At 71.0% G+C, this 17,143-nt stretch carries 19 protein-coding genes and 1 pseudogene; 3 read left to right on the top strand and 17 right to left on the bottom strand.

Annotated elements, in window-relative coordinates; translation table 11 throughout:
* Nucleotides 1-63: 63 nt before the first annotated feature.
* Nucleotides 64-177 (top strand): annotated as a pseudogene (locus ACIBI9_RS33140) (hypothetical protein); the annotation flags it as partial.
* Here the strand turns inward: ACIBI9_RS33140 and ACIBI9_RS33135 are convergent.
* The 11 genes from ACIBI9_RS33135 to ACIBI9_RS33085 all read right to left on the bottom strand — a co-directional run bounded on the left by ACIBI9_RS33135 (nt 160) and on the right by ACIBI9_RS33085 (nt 11,542).
* A complete protein-coding gene (locus tag ACIBI9_RS33135; protein WP_397227748.1) occupies nt 160-1,224 on the bottom strand; it encodes an isopenicillin N synthase family dioxygenase in 1,065 nt (354 codons plus the stop codon). The pseudogene ACIBI9_RS33140 and the gene ACIBI9_RS33135 sit on opposite strands and share 18 nt — an antisense overlap.
* The gene (locus ACIBI9_RS33130) at nt 1,221-2,165 is read right to left on the bottom strand and encodes a sugar phosphate isomerase/epimerase family protein (protein WP_397227746.1); all 945 of its coding nucleotides are present in this window, start codon (nt 2,163-2,165) and stop codon (nt 1,221-1,223) included. The genes ACIBI9_RS33135 and ACIBI9_RS33130 overlap by 4 nt, the downstream gene beginning before the upstream one ends.
* The gene (locus tag ACIBI9_RS33125) at nt 2,162-2,770 is read right to left on the bottom strand and encodes a hypothetical protein (RefSeq protein ID WP_397227744.1); all 609 of its coding nucleotides are present in this window, start codon (nt 2,768-2,770) and stop codon (nt 2,162-2,164) included. Before ACIBI9_RS33125 ends, ACIBI9_RS33130 begins: the two co-directional genes overlap by 4 nt.
* A complete protein-coding gene (locus tag ACIBI9_RS33120; protein WP_397227742.1) occupies nt 2,767-4,311 on the bottom strand; it encodes a GMC oxidoreductase in 1,545 nt (514 codons plus the stop codon). Before ACIBI9_RS33120 ends, ACIBI9_RS33125 begins: the two co-directional genes overlap by 4 nt.
* Before the next feature lie 40 nt (nt 4,312-4,351).
* Nucleotides 4,352-5,491: an ROK family protein gene (locus ACIBI9_RS33115; protein ID WP_397227740.1), complete on the bottom strand. Its 1,140-nt coding sequence runs from the start codon at nt 5,489-5,491 to the stop codon at nt 4,352-4,354.
* On the bottom strand, nt 5,491-6,858 hold the full coding sequence (locus ACIBI9_RS33110; RefSeq protein WP_397227738.1) for a carboxylesterase family protein: 1,368 nt from the start codon (nt 6,856-6,858) through the stop codon (nt 5,491-5,493). The genes ACIBI9_RS33115 and ACIBI9_RS33110 overlap by 1 nt, the downstream gene beginning before the upstream one ends.
* 18 nt (nt 6,859-6,876) lie before the next feature.
* Nucleotides 6,877-7,758, bottom strand: a complete 882-nt coding sequence (locus ACIBI9_RS33105) for a carbohydrate ABC transporter permease (protein WP_397227736.1) — start codon at nt 7,756-7,758, stop codon at nt 6,877-6,879.
* Nucleotides 7,755-8,654 (bottom strand): carbohydrate ABC transporter permease, encoded by a 900-nt coding sequence (locus ACIBI9_RS33100; protein ID WP_397227734.1) that lies wholly within the window; start codon nt 8,652-8,654, stop codon nt 7,755-7,757. The genes ACIBI9_RS33105 and ACIBI9_RS33100 overlap by 4 nt, the downstream gene beginning before the upstream one ends.
* Nucleotides 8,655-8,661: 7 nt before the next feature.
* On the bottom strand, nt 8,662-9,960 hold the full coding sequence (locus ACIBI9_RS33095; protein ID WP_397227732.1) for an extracellular solute-binding protein: 1,299 nt from the start codon (nt 9,958-9,960) through the stop codon (nt 8,662-8,664).
* 259 nt (nt 9,961-10,219) lie between these two features.
* Nucleotides 10,220-10,408 carry a VOC family protein gene (locus tag ACIBI9_RS33090; protein ID WP_397227730.1) on the bottom strand — a complete coding sequence of 63 codons (189 nt, stop codon included), beginning with the start codon at nt 10,406-10,408 and terminating at the stop codon, nt 10,220-10,222.
* A gap of 72 nt (nt 10,409-10,480) precedes the next feature.
* Entirely contained in the window at nt 10,481-11,542 is a 1,062-nt protein-coding gene (locus ACIBI9_RS33085) for a cytochrome P450 (protein ID WP_397227728.1), read from the bottom strand.
* 31 nt (nt 11,543-11,573) lie between these two features.
* On the opposite strand from ACIBI9_RS33085, the gene ACIBI9_RS33080 reads away from it, so the two are divergent.
* Nucleotides 11,574-12,173 (top strand): CGNR zinc finger domain-containing protein, encoded by a 600-nt coding sequence (locus ACIBI9_RS33080; RefSeq protein WP_397227726.1) that lies wholly within the window; start codon nt 11,574-11,576, stop codon nt 12,171-12,173.
* Between the two features lie 62 nt (nt 12,174-12,235).
* Nucleotides 12,236-13,255, top strand: coding sequence for an LLM class flavin-dependent oxidoreductase (locus ACIBI9_RS33075; protein ID WP_397227724.1), 1,020 nt, complete (start codon nt 12,236-12,238; stop codon nt 13,253-13,255).
* Nucleotides 13,256-13,300: 45 nt separating this feature from the next.
* Here the strand turns inward: ACIBI9_RS33075 and ACIBI9_RS33070 are convergent, their stop codons facing one another.
* From ACIBI9_RS33070 to ACIBI9_RS33045, 6 genes are all read right to left on the bottom strand, one after another.
* Complete coding sequence (locus ACIBI9_RS33070; RefSeq protein WP_397227722.1) at nt 13,301-13,834, bottom strand: OsmC family protein; 534 nt, start codon at nt 13,832-13,834, stop codon at nt 13,301-13,303.
* Between the two features lie 97 nt (nt 13,835-13,931).
* Nucleotides 13,932-14,843, bottom strand: a complete 912-nt coding sequence (locus ACIBI9_RS33065; protein WP_397227720.1) for a glutathione S-transferase C-terminal domain-containing protein — start codon at nt 14,841-14,843, stop codon at nt 13,932-13,934.
* A gap of 176 nt (nt 14,844-15,019) precedes the next feature.
* Nucleotides 15,020-15,349 (bottom strand): hypothetical protein, encoded by a 330-nt coding sequence (locus tag ACIBI9_RS33060; protein WP_397227718.1) that lies wholly within the window; start codon nt 15,347-15,349, stop codon nt 15,020-15,022.
* A gap of 137 nt (nt 15,350-15,486) precedes the next feature.
* Nucleotides 15,487-15,651, bottom strand: a complete 165-nt coding sequence (locus ACIBI9_RS33055; RefSeq protein ID WP_397227716.1) for a hypothetical protein — start codon at nt 15,649-15,651, stop codon at nt 15,487-15,489.
* Between the two features lie 208 nt (nt 15,652-15,859).
* Nucleotides 15,860-16,222 (bottom strand): hypothetical protein, encoded by a 363-nt coding sequence (locus ACIBI9_RS33050; protein WP_397227714.1) that lies wholly within the window; start codon nt 16,220-16,222, stop codon nt 15,860-15,862.
* A gap of 65 nt (nt 16,223-16,287) precedes the next feature.
* Entirely contained in the window at nt 16,288-17,058 is a 771-nt protein-coding gene (locus tag ACIBI9_RS33045; protein WP_397227712.1) for an IclR family transcriptional regulator, read from the bottom strand.
* Nucleotides 17,059-17,143: the final 85 nt, after the last annotated feature.

Below are 17,143 nucleotides of genomic sequence, written 5' to 3'. Positions count from 1 at the left end.
CAACGCCGAGCTCATCGCGGCCGACGCGGACGCCGTGGACGACGCGCCGCAGGAGACCTCGACGGCCTCACCAGCAAGGAGGTCGCCGGTCTCCTGGGCATTCCGGAAGGCACGGTCAAGACCCGCGCGATCCTGGGCATCGGGCCGGCGGCGAGGACCTCACCCTTGAGGAGGTGAAGGCTCCGAGGAATGAGTCGCGGCGGCCAGGACGCGTGCGGCCTCGCGGACGGCGGCGAGGTTCTTCTTGCCCTGCCGTGATCCGGCCAGCTTGGCCTTGATGTGGTCCCGGACGGTGATCGGTTCGTAGGCCAGCCCGGAGGCGTCATGGTGACTGGCCAGCGTCTCGACGACAGCCTCGGGGTTGCCGTCGTGGAAGAAGGCGGCCGAGCGGCGGCGCTTGATCGTGCCGTCCACGATGGGTGGCTTGACGCGGTGCAGGGTCGACATCCATCGGTCATTGGTGAGCCGGGCCGTGAGGTCGCCGAGGTTGACCAGCAGGGCGCCGTCGGCCGGCGCGACGTCGTGCCAGCGTTCGTCCCGGCTGAGGACCTGGAGGCCCGCGACCTGGTCGGCCCACAGGACGGTGACGATCCCGAAGTCGGTGTGCTCCCCCATCCCGGTGAGGTCGCCGTCGAGGGTGATCGTCCCTTCCGGCAGGGCGTAGTTGTTCATGCGCAGCACGTCGATGGAGTGGTCGGTGAGCCGGGCGAAGAACTCGGGATCCAGGCTGAGGGCGTCGGCGAAGATCCGGGTGAGAGTGCGCGCGACCCGGCCGGCGTGGTCGAAGTAGGCCTGGACGTCCTCGGTGAAACCGTCGATGCCGGGCCACACGTTGATCCCGTAATCCTCCTCGGACAGCTCCAGCGAGGTGAAGGAGCGGGCCTCCACGCCGACGTTGAATGCCTCGAAGAAGTCGTTCATGCGGTTGGCCGACTCGACGCCGAGGCTCAGGCTCAGGGATTCGCTCTTGGGCGGGCTGTAGCCGCGGTTGGCGCCCGTGACGCAGTAGGTCCTCTTCGTCTCAAGAGGGAGAGCGAAGAAGGCGTCCATCGCGGAGGCCAGGCCGGAGATCGCCGCGTCCGGGACCGCGTGGCCCAGGATCTGGATGAAGCCGACGCCGGCGCAGGCATCGTCGATCTCCTGTGCGACCCTGCGGCGTTCCGCTTCCGACCCTCCCTGTACGTAAGGGGATATGTCGACCGCCGGGACGGTGAAGTCGCTCATGCCCGGGCCTTCCGCACGACGGCCGTCCCTGCCTGGAGCGCGGCGACGGGGTCAGCCGCCTCGTCCAGCTCGATGAGCACGATGCCGGCGCCGGGCGTGCGGGACATCGCCTCCGCCCACCCTCGCCAGTCCACGATGCCCGTGCCCAGCTCGGTCATGTACGGCTGCTGCTGGGCGAAGACGGTTTCGTCGATGGTGAGTTCGACGTCGATGGGCTTGACCGCGTCCTTCCAGTGCGCGAGCGCGATGCGCTGGGCGTGGCGGCGCGCGACGGCGACGGGGTCGCCTCCCCCGAGCGCGATGTGGCAGGAGTCTGGGCAAAGCCACACATAGCGCGGATCGGTCAACGCCATGAACAGGTCGATGTCCCTCTCGTACCAGAGGGTGCTGTTGGACTCCGTGTGGAAGGCGAGCTTCACACCGTGCTGAGTGACGGCCTCGCCGACCACGTGGGCGATGTCGGCCATCCGGGTCATGTACGCGGCGTCGACGAAGAAGGGCGGGCGCGTCCCGAACGTCTTCCGCATGGGCAGCCCGGCGACCAGGAGTTCCGCGCCCACGTCGGCGAGGAAGGCGGCGTACCGCTCGGCGTCGGCGACGATCGCGGGCAGGCTCTCGCCGTTCCGCCAGTCGGGTGCCGCGCTCGCGGCCATGAAGGCGCTCACGACGAAGAGGCCCCGGGACTGGAGTTCGCGGCGGAAGGACGGCGCGTCGCCGAAGGCCCGCAGGGCCGAGTCGATGTCGCCGGGCGCGAAGGTCAGCTCGATGCCGCTGACACCCGCCTCGGCCAGCGCGTCCAGCACCCGCTCCCAGAACCGGTCAGGGTTCTTCACGGCCCAGTCGCGGAAGGCGTCGGCGGAGTCGAGTCCCCAGAACCTGGGGTGATAGAAGGTGATGATGTCGGTGGCGAAGCGGGGTTCGGTGGTGTCGTTCGGAGTCATTCGGTGCCTCCGCGGGCGTTGTACACGGTGACGCCGCCGGTGTCGACGGCCTTGCGGTAGTCGCGGAACACGGCGAGCGCCTCGTCCCGGAGCACGTCCCGGGTGACCTGGATGCCGCGTGCCTCGAACTGCTCGGCCCAGTCCGCGCCGAGCGGGCCCTCGTCGAACGTGGTGATCTCCTCCAGTTCCGGGCCCTCGCCGGCGACCACGAGGCCGCGTACCCCGGACCACATGGCCGCGCCGTAACACTGAATGCACGGGCGCCAGTTGACGACCAGTTCGTGGGCGGGCAGCCCGTCGCCGCCGAGGTCCCAGCCGCCTGCCGTTTTCTGGGCGAGTCCGAGCGCGACGACCTCGGCGTGCGCGCTGGAGACGCCGGAGACGAGCACGACGTTCACGCCGACCGAGACGATCCGGCCGGAGTCCGGCTCGGCGACGAGTGCGGCGAACGGGCCGCCGTTGCCCTCGCGCCAGTTGCGGTCGGCGAGGCGGTGCACGAGGCGCATCCGCTCGTCGCGGTCGGGGATGAGGGCGGGCACGGCGGCCAGTTCGTCGTCGATCCACGCGGGCAGCGCCACGCGGAATTCCTTGGCGATGTCGATCACGATCGTGCTTCCTCTCGGTGCGCGGCCGGCGCCGCGTGTCGTTCTGCGACGGCGCGAGCGGCCCGTACAGCGGTAACCGCGCCGGTCAGGGTGACATTGGCGGCCATCGCGGTGGGGATCACACCGTTGCCCGCAACGTACAGGTTGTCGAAGCCCCACACCCGGCCATCCGGGTCGCACACGCTGGTGCCGTCGTCGGCCAGTCCGGCCCGCACCGTGCCGGTCTGGTGCAGCGACGATCCGGGCGGCAGCAGCGCGCGCTCGGTCGCGGGGTCGAACGGGCCGAACTCCTCGGCGATCGACCTGACCTCGTCGAGCGCGCGGCCGATCAGCGTGCGGTCGGCGTCGGAGTAGCCGTACTCGACGGTGATCCGCGGCATTCCGGCGAGGTCGGTCTGGGTCTCCGAGAACACGAGCCGGTTCTCGGGGCGGGACTCGACGGGGACGTACAGCGCCAGGCCCACGGAGTACGCGAGAGGGTGGCCGTCTTCGTCCACGTACGTGCGGTTCATGACCTGGCCGTGGAACGGCTGTGCCGCGCCGTTCTGGGGCAGCCAGAGCGAGTCCGTGCTGAACTCGCCGGGCCGCGGCAGGGGCAGGGCGTCGAGGCCGATGCCGAACCGGTCGAGGTCGAGAAGCACTCGGGCGGTGATGAACGCGTGCTCGTTGAGGTAGCGGCCCAGTGCGGCGGGCCGGATGCCCGAGGCGAACAGCAACTGCGGAGTCCGCAGCGCGTCGGCGCACACCATCACGGTGTCCGCCAGGAGCTCCCACTCGGCTCCGTCGGCGAGGCGGCGCAGCCGGGCCCCGGCGACCCGCCCGCCGGAGACGAGCAGCGTCGTGGCCAGCGTGCCGGTCGTCAGGGTGAATCCCGGGTCCCCGCCCGCCGCGATCGCGGGAAAGATCGTCCCCGGGGCCGTGCGCGACATGGGACCCGACGCCGTCGCGGTGACGGCCATGGGCATCGGCTGCGGTCGCCGGTCGCCCGCTCCGACGCCGTCGAAGCGCCGGCGCAGGACGTCGAGCACCGTCCGGCCGACCTCGGTCGGGCCGATCGCGGACGGCGTGACCGCGAGCACCCGGCGGGCGGTGGCCAGGTCAGCCGCCCAGCGGTCCGGGTCGCCGAAGTCGAACACCTCGTCCCCGGCGGGCCATGGCGTCGCGGCGGTCCAGTGCACGCCCATGCCGCCCGCGTTCCACGCGAGCGCGGTCGCCGGCATCGCCTCGGCGTCCTCGCCGAAGGCGAGCGCGTGGAACATGCCCGGCGTCAGGTCGGTGAGGCCGCCCGCGACCTCGCGCACCACCTCGGCACCCGTGTACATGCCCTGGATGCCGGTGGCGACCCGTTCGTTGTAGCGCGACCAGAGGACCGGGTCGTCGAGGTCGTGCAGGTGCAGGCCGGGGGCTTCCCCGATCGCGCTGCCGCCGTCGACCATCGTGATGTCGAGCGCGGGATCGGCCTCCCGCAGCAGCCGGGCCACGACGGATCCCATGATGCCGCTGCCCACGATGAGGACATCGGTGCAGGGGGTGTCGGTCACAGTGAGACTCCAAGTGGGGAGGGCGGGTGCTCGTGCCGGATCATGCGCTCGGGGTGAGCGGGCCGAACAGTTCGGTGTCCATCCGGTCGAGGGCCAGCTTGACGGCGCCGACGAGCGGGGCGTCGCGACCCAGGCCGGTGGCGCGCAACTCGACCGCGGGGGCACGAGCGTCGCGCAACGCCGCGCGCACCCGGGGCAGCAGCACATCGGCCGCGTCTTCCAGGCCGCCGCCGAGCACGATGAGCGACGGCGCGATGGTCCACGACAAGGTGGTGAGGATCGAGGCGATGTTCTCCACGAACTCGTCGACCTCCGCCAGCGCCGTCGCGTCACCGGCCCGAGCCGCGTCGAAGCGGCCGAGCGCGACGCTCCGTTCGGCCGGTTCCGGCGAGGTCAGCAGGGCCACCGGGCGGTTCTCGATCGAGCCGGTCGGTATCGACCGCGCTTCGACGATCTCACCCGCGGCCCCGTCCAGACCACGGTGCACGGCTCCGCGGATGAGGATGCCGAGGCCCGCCCGGTTCCCGAGGATCGCCCATACGACGTTGTCGTGGTCTCCGGCCACGCCCCGCCAGCGCTCCGCGAGCGCGCCGAGGTTGGTGTCGTTGTCCGCGAACCAGGGCACCCGGATCCGCTGCTTGAGCTGTTCGGGCAGGTGGACGCCTTCCCAGCGCGTCGTGTGCACCAGGCGCCGTACGACCCCGTCGTCGTCGATCGCGCCACCGCTGGCGACCGCACCGGCGCGCAGCCGCTCCGTCGACCCGCCCGCGTCGTCGAGCGCCTCCAGCACCAGCGCCGCCGTGTCGTCGAGCGTGGCCCGCGGGTCCTGGTAGGCGCGCAGCAGCCGGTGGGCCCGCCCGACGATGCGGCCGCGCACATCGGCGATGACCGCGGACACGTCGGAGGTGGTGATGCAGACGGCTGCCAGCAGCGCGTGTTCGGCCCGCAATTCGTAGCGGCGGGCGGGGCGCCCGGCGTAGCCGCTGGTCGGCACGCGGTCCAGCTCGGTCACCCAGCCCGCCTCGACGAGCGAGTCCAGGATGAGCTCGATGGTACGGCGGGACAGTCCGGTCTGCTCGGCGAGCTCGGCCAGCGTCATCGGCCCGGCCGACACGGCCAGTGCCCGGAGGGTGACCGAGGTGTTGACGCGTCGGACGGCGCTCTGGTTCATCCCGGGCATCAGCACGTCTCCACCGCCCGGACCACGGGGTCGAACACGCCCGTCGTGTCGGCCGCGAGGGCCGCTCCGGGCCGGCCGTATTCGCGCGCCGGATCGCCGGGCGCGCCGGTCGCCCGCGCCCAGGCCGGATCCTGGCCGCGCACGAACCCGGCCAGATCGGCATGCATCAGCCTGGCCAGTTCGGCGGGCGGGTTCGGTCCGAGCGCCTCGGCGACGCCGGGTGCGTCGAGCACGTCGAAGAAGAACGGGAGGTCGGCGCAGTGCGCGGCACCGCCGAGCACGGGAGACGGCCATTCGAAGGAGTACAGCCAGGTGCCGGCGACGGCCTGGCGTCGGGCGGCCGCCACGCGCGTGCAGGCGGAGCGGAACAGGGTGTCCGTCAAGCGGGTGCCCGCCGCGCGGGCGGCGGCTCTCGCCTCCGGCTCGACGCCGCCGTCGAACTCGTCGCCCGTCGCGCCGAGCAGCACGGGCACGTCGCGCCCGTGGACGGCGAGCCCGTCGGCGATGGGCACCGGCAGGAGGTCGTCGCCGACGCACGGCGCGATCACGAGCCCGCCGCCGCCTTCGTCCCGCAGGTCGATGACCGCCCGCTGGATCTGCTCCACGGTACGGCTGCCGAATCCGGTGCGCGTCGGCGGCACGCCGAGCCTGCGCCCGAGCCGTTCGAGGAGGTCCGGGGCGGCGTCCGCGCCTCCGTGGAAGAGGCCGCCGGACAGGCTGACCGCGCGGTGGAAGCGGCCGCGGCCCGCGGGTGAGGACAGCAGCGCGAGCACCGCCGCGCCTCCGGCCGACTGACCGGCGACGGTGACCCGGTCCGGATCGCCGCCGAAAGCGGCGATGTTCTCCTGCACCCAGTCCAGGGCGAGCAGCAGGTCGTGCAGCCCGAGGTTCGGGAGAACGCCGTCCAACGGGGCGAATCCATCCACGCCCAGCCGGTAGCCGACGGTGACGCTGACGACACCGTCGCGGGCGAAGGCGCGGCCGTCGTACCACGGGCTGGCCGGGCTCCCTGCCAGGAAACCTCCGCCGTGGATCCACACCATGACGGGGAAGGGCCCGCGGTCGTCCTCGGCGGCCGGGGCGACGACGCCGAGGTTCAGGACGTCGTCGCCCGGTATCGACGGCTCCGGGATGGTCGTCGTGGCGAACAGCGGCACGCGCTGCGAGGTGGCGCCGTGCCGGGACGCGTCGTACGGCTCGAGGAGCCGGCCGCGTGGGACCGGCGGGGCGAACCGCCGGTCACCGGTGGGTGCTTCGGCGTAGGGGATGCCGAGGAAGCGCCTTACCCGGCCGTCGCGACGGCCGATGATCGTGCCCGCGGGAGCGTGAACCGTGACCGGCTCGCCGGGCGCGTCGAATGAGTCCATCCGATCATCCAACACGGCTCACCGCATTCCCGTTCCGGCGACGCCCTGAACGAAGTAGCGCTGCAGGAACAGGAAGAGCACCAGCACGGGCAGCATCACGACGATCGCGCCCGCGAGGAGCAGCCCGTAGTCGGTGACGTGCGACGCGGCCTGGCTGGTGGCGGCGAGACCGACCGGCAGCGTGTAACTGGACATGCTCTGAGCGACGATGAGCGGCCAGATGAAGTTGTTCCACGAGGCGAGAAACGACATGATCGTGATCGTCGCGACAGCGGGGCCGGCCAGCGGCAGGAAGATCCGGAAGAAGATCCGGAACTCGCCGGCGCCGTCGATGCGGGCCGCCTCCAGCAGTTCGCCGGGGATCGACATCGCGTACTGCCGCATGATGAAGACCGACATCGGCATCGCCACGCCGGGCAGCGCGATGCCGGCGAGGGTGTCCGCCAGGCCCATGTCGACAGTGATCACGAACTGCGTGACGAACACCGCGGTGAACGGCACCATCATCGCGGCCATGACGGCGCCGAAGGCGAGCCGCTTGCCCGCGAAGTCGAGCTTGGCGAGCGCGTAACCGGCGGCCGACGCCGCCACGACGTTGCCGGCCACCACCATGATCGCGACCACGATGCTGTTGGCCATGTACCCGCCGAAGCCCTCGGTGGCGAACAGCCGGGTGAAGTTGCCGAGGGTGACCTGGTGCGGTAGCCAGGCGCCGGGGTCGGAGCGGATCTCGTCGAGGCCGCGCAGCGAGCCGCTGATCACCCAGACGAACGGAAGCATGGTGAGCAGCCCGCACAGCACCAGCGCGCCGTACAGCAGGGGCTGGGTGACGGACCGGCGGCGCACGGCGACCCGGCCGCTGATCATTTCGGTGTCCCGCACCGTGGCGATGGTGCTCATGCGCGGGGCCTCAGCAGCCGGAACTGGACGATGCTCACCAGCATCACGAGGACGAGCATCACGAAGGACGCGGCTGAGGACGTCCCGAGCGCCCCGGACCCGAACTGGTGGTAGGTGTACAGCGCCACCGATTCCGTGGAGCCCAGCGGGCCGCCGTTCGTCAGCAGGTACGGCTCGTCGAACACCTGCAGGTAGAAGACGGTCAGCAGCACCGACACCATGAGCGTGGTGGGCAGCAGCAGCGGCAGGGTGATGTGTCTCAGCTGCCGCCATCGGCCGGCCCCGTCGAGGGCGGCGGCCTCGTACACGTCCTGCGGAACCGCCTGCAGACCCGCGAGGAACAGCACCATCGCGGTGCCGAAGTTGCGCCAGACGCCGAGCAGGATGACCACGGGCATGGCCAGGTTCGGGTCGTCCAGCCAGTTCGGTCCGGCGAAACCGACGGCGCCGAGCACCTTGTTGACGGTGCCGTCGGCGTTGAAGGCGTACTGCCAGATCAGTGCGACCGCCACGATGTTCGTGACGACCGGCGCGAAGAAGACGACGCGGAACATGCCGCGCAGCCGCCTGATGCCGGTGTTGAGCGCGAAGGCCAGCGCGAATCCGATCCCCATGGTCAGCGGCACGCCGACCACCACGAAGAGCGCGGTGTTGAGGATGTCCCGCAGAAAGCTTTCGTCCTGGAACAGACGGAGATAGTTCTCAAGGCCGGTGAAGTCGACGGCGAACGGATTGCGTAGATCGGTGCCCCGCAGGTCGGTGAGGCTGAACCCGAGCGCGGCGACGGTGGGGACGGCCGTGTAGAGCAGGAACACGATGGTGAACGGCGCGAGGAACAGCCAGGCGACGCCCGTTCGACGGGAGCCCCGGGGATGGCGTGCGACGGTGGTGGTCATGCCGGAATCACTTCGTACCCGTGCCGAGGCTCTCGGCGTACGCCTGGACGCTCGCGGCGGCCTTTTCGGCGGTGCCCTTGCCCTTGGCCACCGCCTCCATCTCCTTGCCCAGCCGGGTCGCGACCTGCTGCCAGGTGCTCACCTGCGGGAACGCCCGGGTGTTCTTCAGCTGGGTCAGGAAGGCGTCCAGGAGCGGCTGGCCCTTGATCGCCGGGTCCTCCCAGGCGGACATGACGGCCGGCAGCGAGCTGTACGCCTTGTACTGCGCGACCTGGGTGCCCGGTTGCGAGATGTACCGGATGAGCTTCCACGCCGCGGCCGCGTTGCCGCTGGTGGCCAGCACGCCCCAGCTGCCGCCCGCGGAGAAGGAGCCGCTGCCCGACGGCCCGGCCGGCAGCGGCGCGGTCGCGACGTGGGACGCCGTCCAGCCGGCCTTCTTCGCGGCGGTGTCGAGCTGGCCGATGACCCAGGGGCCCGTGATCATGCAGGCGGTCTTGCCGTCGACGAAGTACGGCTGCGAGTCGAGGAACGTGGGCCCGCTGGTGTCGGCGACGCCCGAGGTGAAGAACGACGCGTTGTACTTGAGCGCGTCGACCATCGCCGGGGTGTCGAGCGTCCACTTGCCGTCGGAGGAGAGCAGCGAGCCGCCCGCCTGCCAGGCGTACATGGCGACGTCCTGGCCGTTGAAGATGTCCCAGCCGATGTCGGCCCCGAGGCCGCGCCCGGCGCCGGCGCCCTGGAGCGCCTTGAGGAACGGCACCATGCCGTCCCACGTGGCCGGCGCCTTGGCACCCGCCTTCTCCGCCAGGTCGGAGCGGTAGACGAGCGCATAGGTGTAGGCGTACCAGGGCACCGTGTAGGCGACGTTCTTGACGACGCCCGCGTCCCAGAGGCTCTTGAAGAAACCGCCCGGGTCGACGAGCCCGTCCGGAACGGGCTGAAGGATCGACGGATCGAGGAACTGCGCCTGCGACTCGGGGAAGAGCTGGGCGACATCGGGCCCCTTGCCCGCCGCGATCGCCGACTGGAGCTTGGTGTAGTACTCGGCGTTCGGGATCAGCGTGAACTTCACGGTGACGTCCGGGTTCGCGGCCTTGAAGGGCTGGATGACCTTGTCGAGCACGTCGGCATCGCCCTGGGCGGCCCAGACATTGATGGTGCCGGTGGCCGGGGACTGGTCGACGGGCTTGGCGGTGCCCGTCGCGGCAGTGCCATCACTGCGACCGCAGCCTGCCAGGGAGAGGGTGCAGCTGAGAGCTATGCCGGCGGTCAGCCGTAGGGCACCGCGTCGGGAGAGGTTGGACACTCTGGGCTCCTGTCACACGAAGGCGCTGATCGCAGTGGGGGGATTTCCGGCGAAAGTAGCTTTTTTGATCAGAGGGGCCGGATGGCGCCTATGCAGCTGTTAAGGACAGTAGGTATGGCGTGTTTCGGCTGTGCAGCGGGCCCGTCACGGAACAATTTCGGAACTTGTAGCAAAATAGGCTGATCACGCTCGGTGGCAGCCACCGCCCACTCGCCTGCCTGGTCGATCCGGCGACGGCGATCAGCGACCGGCATCGAAATCACCCTGAGTGAGCGTCGGTCGACTGCAGCCAGGCCGTGAGCGATCCCGGCGGCGCGTCCTCGGGAGGCCAAAGGTGCGGCGCCTCGCCGTCGTGCTCGATCTCGTAGCCGAGCGCCGCCGACCAGAACGCCGCCATCTTCCGGCTGTCGTGCACGTCGAGCGTCCATTGCGCGAACCGGCTCGTCACGATGGCCCCTTCCCGGCTTTGTGCGTCGTACCGGCACCGGCGCGCTGTCGCGTGATCGCAGAGGGACGGCCATCACGAAGCCCCCTGCGGGATCAGGTCGAAGGCGCCGATCCGCCGGCCGACGAACCGGCCGGGGTCGAAGGTGTAGGGCTCTTCCCACAGCCCGGGATCGTGGTTCTGCCCGTAGACGTTCAGCAGCACCAGACAGCCCTCGGGGATAGGCTCCCCCGCCCAGGACAGCTCACGGACCGCCCTGCCCGCGACGAAGGGCGCGAACGGATAGAAGCGGCGGACCTCGTGCGCGAACGCTTCGGCGAAGGACGGATCGCCGCTCCGCAACGCGGCACGGTGCTCAGGCCAGCGGTGCAGCGCATGAGCCGCGAACGTCACGAACCAGCACACGGCCACAGCCGGGCGGATGACGTTGAGCACCTCCACCGCCGCCACCCGCGGGTCGAGCAGCTTGCCGTCGGCGTCGCGGTGACCCGAGACCACCTCGAGGACCGAGCCCTTCGCCGCCGTCACGGTGCCGCCGCGTACCTGCCCGATGAGGTCGCCCAGCCACGCCTCACGGCGGACGCGGGCCAGCCGAGCCCGCCACTGCCGGGGCCCGCCGCTGCCGAACCCGTCGACCGTGGCCGTGAGGTCCGCCGCCAGAGCCGGCACCTCGGACTCGTCCAGCGGCACGCCCGCCCACCGGCACACCGCCCGGGTCAGGACCTTGGCGACCTCGTCGAAGAGTACGACCTGCCGGCCGCGAGCCCACGTGTCGACCGCCTCGTCCCAGCATTCGGTGGCATGCGTCACCAGGGAGGGGACACCCGCACCGGTCAACAGCGACATGAACATCGCCTTGCGTACACGGTGGTGGTCGGCGTCCAGCGTGTGCACGGCGCCGTCTCCCAGCAACGTGCTCTTGACAGGCTCGGGCACGGCCGCGTGCCGGCGGACGCGGTCTTCGTCATAGAAGAACCGCGCCGCCTCCGGTCCGCACAGCCCGACGGCCCGTCGCCCCATCAACCTCGTACGCACGACCTGGCCGGACGCGCGCCGCCGCAGGGCGGGCAGCCAACCGTAGCCGCGTCCGTCCCCGAGGTGACCTGACGCGCTTCCCCCGGTTCCCGCCGACACCATCTGAACCAGTGTCGGGCGGTACGATCGACGCATGACCATGCCTGACGCGGACGACGCCGTGCTGGCGTTCCCGTTCATCGGCGGGCGCCCCTGCCTCGACTTCGTCGCCACGCTCGGCAAACGCCACTCGGTGCCCGTCGAGCGGCTGCCCGACCCCGCCGCTTTCGGCCGCTGGATCGTCGAGGCCGGGCTGCAGCCCGAGGAGCCGACGATCTCGCAGGAGGCGCTGGCCGCGGCCCGGAAGCTGCGCGAGGCGCTCTATCGGCTCCTGACCTCCGCGAGGAACGGCCAGAGCCCGGACCCGGCCGACCTCACCGAGATCAACCAGGCCGCCGCGCGCCCGGATCTCGCGCCCCAGCTCGTTCACAGCGGCGCGGGCACGGCTATGCGCGCGCAGACGGGCGACGTCGCCTCCGCCGTTCTGGCGACCGTCTCCCGCGACGCTGTGCTGCTGGTCGGCGGCCCGCTCGTGGACCGGGTCAAGGAATGCGAGAACGACGACTGTTCGCTGCTGTTCCTCGACGACTCGCAGGCGCGACGCCGGCGCTGGTGCTCCATGGAACGCTGCGGAAACCTGGCGAAGATCGCCGGCTATCGTTCACGCAACCGAGGCGCCCGCCGCAAGCCCTGAACGCTCGGCACGAGCATTCCCCGCTATCTTGGGATGAAATAAAGGATTGAGGGGGGATCTGTATGCCGCTGTCCTCGCAACCGCTGCGGAAGCTGGGCTTCCTGACGATCGGGTTGTTCGACGAGGCCGACCCGCGGCGCGGCCACGAGACGACGCTCGAGATCATCGAGCTGGGCGAACGACTGGGGTTCGACAGCGCGTGGGTACGGCACCGCCACCTGCAGTACGGCATCTCCTCCCCGGTCGCCGTCCTGGCGGCGGCCTCCCAGCGCACCAGCCGCATCGAACTGGGCACGGCGGTCATCCCCTTGGGCTGGGAGAATCCGCTGCGGCTCGCCGAAGACCTGGCCACGGTGGACGTCCTGTCCGGGGGACGACTCAATCCGGGCGTCAGCGTGGGCCCGCCGTTCCACTACGACCAGGTCAAGGACGCCCTCTATCCCGACACGGCCGAGGCCGAGGACTTCAGCCACGAACGCGTGCGACGGCTCCTGGGCTTCGTCCGCGGCGAGCCGGCCACCGGCTTCCACGGGACCGAGGGCTTCGAGGTCTTCTCGGAACGGGTCCAGCCGCACTCCCCCGGCCTCGGCAGCCGCATGTGGTACGGCGGCGGAAGCCTGCGCTCGGCCCGGTGGGCGGGTGAGCACGCCATGAACTTCCTGACCAGCAGCGTCGTGAAGGCGGAGGAGTCGGAGGATTTCGCCGAGATCCAGCTCTCCCACGTACGGGAGTTCCGCGCGCGCCATCCCGACGGCGACCGCGCCCGGGTCTCCCAGGGCCTGGTCGTCATCCCCACGGACTCGGCCTCGTCCGAGCAGCGGGCCAGGTACAAGGAATACGCCGACAAACGCACGCCCCGGACCACCACACCCCAGGGACCGGCACGGATGATGTTCGCGCCCGACCTCGTCGGCAGCTCCGCCGAGATCGCCGAACGCCTCTACGACCATGCCGCCTTCCAGGAGATCGACGAGGTCGCGTTCGCGCTGCCGTTCACCTTCGATCATGAGGACTACGTGCAGATCCTCACCGACCTCGCCACCAGGCTGGGCCCCGAGCTCGGCTGGCGGCCCCGGCACTAGACGGCTGGGCGCCGGCCGCAAGGCGTGCGCGCCGGCGCCTGTCCGTCAGACCGGTGGCACTCCGGCCCGGGTCCGGACCAGCGTTCCGCTGACCGGCTGCGGGTTGCGGATCAGGTTGAGTATGGGGCACACCCTCTCGACCTCGGCATGCAACTTCGCCAGCTCCTCGTCCGAGGCGGGCGAGTCGATCAGCACCTCATAGGCGAAGTTGTGCGGGTACACGGGAACGTCGCCCTCGCCCGGCTGCTGGGCCCTGGGGTCGTACTCGGCCCGGACGTCCACTTCCAGCGCGTCGACGGGCACCGCCAGCTCGGCCGCCTTGATCAGGAAGATGTGCGTGACGCAGCTGCCCAGAACGCCGGCCTGCAGCTCGGGCGAGGTGGGGCCAAGGTCGTAGCCGGCGAAGTCGGGACCGCTGTCGCTGATGATCTGGAAGTCCCTGATCCTGATGCGGCGGATCCCGCTGCGGCCCTCGGCGGTGACGTGGGCATGGAGCGGAACCGGCCCGGCGGCGGGCGCCTCCCGGCGGGCCAGCAGGGCCGCGCGTTTGTGTGACAGGTACTCGCGTAGGGTGCTCATGGTCTTTCTCGTCCGGTCAGCGGGGGTCACGGGGTCGAGCGGGGTGTCGAACCGGCCGCCCAGGGCGGCCAGGTCGCCAGATGGACCTGTTTGGGCGTCATCGGCCCCGCCCGTGCGGCGCGTCCCAGGCCGCGGACAGCCCCTCGGTCGTCTCCCTGAAGGCCGGCCGCTGGTAGAGGTCGCGGGCGTACGGCCACAGGTGCTCGAAGTCGGCCAGCGTCCGCTCGCTGATGAGGTCGCCGCGGTTGTACTCGGAGTCGAACCTGGCCAGCGTCACCCACAGCCGCACGTCCGCCTCGGTGATCGTGTCGCCGGTCAGGAACCGCTGCCCGGCCAGGCGCTCGTCCAGCCGCTCCAGGGCCGCGATGACGCGGTGGCGCTCGTTCTCGCGGTCTTCCCCGGTGGTGGCGCGCGCCACGCGGGAGACGCCGGCGTTGATGTCGTGGTAGATCCAGCCGTTGAGCTTGTTGATCTCCGGGCGGAGCGCGTCCGGGTAGAGGTCGACGGAGGTGTCGGCCCACTGCTCGAACTGGGTGGCCAGGTCGATGGTGATGTCGGGGAAGTTGTTGCTGACGATCCCGCCCGTCCGCCGGTCCCAGAGCACGGGCACCGAGATATGGCCGCCGTACCCGTGCTCGGTGGCCTCGTAGGCCTGCTCCAGCAGGGTGAAGCCGTTGACCGGGTCGGGGCCGCGGCGCTCCCTGAACGCCCAGCCGCGGCCGTCGCGCTCGTCGTCGACGTATGACAGCGAGACCACGCCCTCCAGACCCTTGAGCTTGCGGACGATGGCGGCGCGGTGGGCGTACGGGCAGACCCAGGCGACGTAGAGGTGGTAGCGGCCGGGCTCGGCGCGGAATCCGCTGGAGCCGTCGGCGGTGACGCGGCCCTGGAAGGGATAGATCGGGCGGTTCCAGTCGGGCGAGAGGTGCGGGCGGCCGGGGCCGTAGTGACCGTACGCGATGTGGTCTACGGGGCTCGCGTAGACCGGCGTATGGGTGGAGATGGACACGGGTTCTCCCGGGTTTCAAGAGTCGGGCCTTGATTATCCCACATTTTCGGTAGGAAAATAGGGCTACTTGACGAATGCCAGGACGACTGACGGCCCGCCGCCCTGACCGAGCCGGTCGAAGCCCTGCTCCAGCGCCGCGACCCGGCGCCCCCTGTCCTGGGAGCAGCGCCGGCTGCTCATCCCCTACTTCGCCGACGACAGTCGAACGCCGCCGGGTCGGCCGCCTCCACCCGCCAGTGCTTGGTGCCGGTGGTGGCGCAGCTCAGGTACAGCCGCCAGCGCCCGTCCGGCAGGCGTACCAGCGAGGGGCGCTCCAGGGACTCGGCGTCCATCTGCTCGCGGGTGACGGTGGTCAGCGTCTCGAAGCGCTCGCCGTCCGCCGAGCGGGCGGCCACGACGGCGTACCCACGCCCCTGCCCGACCGGGCGGCGCAGCCGGTGAGCGAGGTAGATCAGCCCGTCCGCGGCCACCGCGCTGGGCGCACCCGCCCAGTACCCCTCCCCCACTGCCGGCGGCTCGACCGCGACCGCGGCGGGATCGGGGCCGGGGAGCAGACGGCGTTCTCGTCGGTCGACATGATCGCGGGACCAGGCGACGGCTCGAGGCTGGGCACGGACGACGACCTTCCTTTGAACGTTTCCTTTCAGCCGCCGTCAGCCGCGGGGGATGCCGACCACCGCCACCAGGGTCGCCGCGGCGCGGAGGGCTGCTCCTCCTGGTCGAGCTCGACCTCGTCGTCCGGGAGGTCGTACCAGTGCACGTCCCCCGGGAGATCCGTGCGGACGGCCGCGTCGCGGTCCTCAATCATGCCGGTAATGTACGATCTCACGGCGCACATAGTCAACTTTTCCTACTCGCTTTGCCGGAATCCTTCAGTATGGCCTTTCACGTGCGAAGGTGCAGATCGTTGACGAAGGCGCGCGGGCCCTGCGCGGGGCGGTCGGCGACGTCGAACTGCGGGTCGTAGCCGCTGGCCAGATAGGGGCGCACGGCCTCGGGCTGGCGCGGCCCGGCGGTCAGGTAGATCCGGCGGTAGCCGCGTCGTAGCGGCGGAACGCCCCGCCGGCCACGGTCTCGCCGCCGGACACCACGATCACGAACGCACCGTACGGCGGCGCGAACTCGGCTTCCGGATACCTCGTCAGCTCGTCGTCGGGCCCGTACCGGGAGGTGCAGTCCGGCCGGCAGCGGGCGCGGCGGCCGGGTGCGACATGGGGACCAGCCGCACCTCCGCGGTGAGCTCGCTCATGACTCCTGCCGCGGCAGGCCCCCATGGTCCACCGCGACGACAGCAGCCGGTTGGGCGAGAGCCGCATCAGCGCCAGCGCCGTACCCAGCACGGACCCGAACACGATGCCCAGCGCGGTCAGCTCCAGCATGAGCACCACCGACGGCGCGAACAGGTACAGGCCGGGTACCCGGGAGACGGGATGGGCCGTCTCGCTCAGGAGGTGCGCAACCGGCGCTCGGCGGGCGGGATCAGCAGCACTTCCAGCGCACGGGCGCAGGCTCGCGCGTGCGTGACGAACCAGTCGATCCGCGCGTCGCTCATGACCAGAGGCGTGGAGCGCACGGCCAGCGCGTACCGCGCGTGGCCCTGCCGGTCGAGCACCGGTACCGCGACCGTGCGGATGCCGTCGCCCGACTCCCCGTCGTTGAGCGCGTACCCGGCCTCGCGCACGCGGTCCAGCTCGGCGCGCAGCTCGCCGTGGTCCACGATCGTACGGCCGGTCAGCGCCCGCAGGGGTCCGAGCGCCTCCAGGTCCGCCCTGCCCTCCGGGTCCCAGGCCAGCAGGACCTTGCCCAGCGCCGTGGAGTGCAACGGGCGGCGCAGGCCGATGCCGCTGTCGGGGTTGAGCGAGCCGCCGCTCAAGATGACGGCGTGCCTGTCGTTGCGGACGGCCAGGTCCACGGTGGCGGAGGTGATCCGGGCCAGCTCCGCCAGCTCGGACGGGATGCGGTGCAGGCCGCGCCGGTGGAAGGAGAGCTGCCCCAGCTCGGTGATCGACGGCCCGAGCCGGTAGCGGCCCGTGCGCGCCTCCTGCTCCAGGAAGCCCGCGGCGGTCAGCGTCCTGGCCAGGCGGTGCGTGGTCGAGGTGGACAGCCCCATCCTGCGCGAGAGGTCGGACAGGCCGAGCGAGGCGTCCCCGCCGCCGAAGCAGTCGAGCATGCCGATCGCCCTGCGCACGGACTGCACGCCGCCTTCTGCTGCCATGCGGGAAACTCCGTCTTCCGAGTAGGGAGGGCCGTGACCAGGTGAGAGCCGATCCGGCCGGGAATGCTTCCCGCATCGCGGGATA

The organism is Nonomuraea sp. NPDC050451, assembly GCF_044458585.1.
The sequence above is the reverse complement of the archived record's forward strand: the minus strand, read 5'-3'. Positions and strand labels throughout refer to the sequence as shown.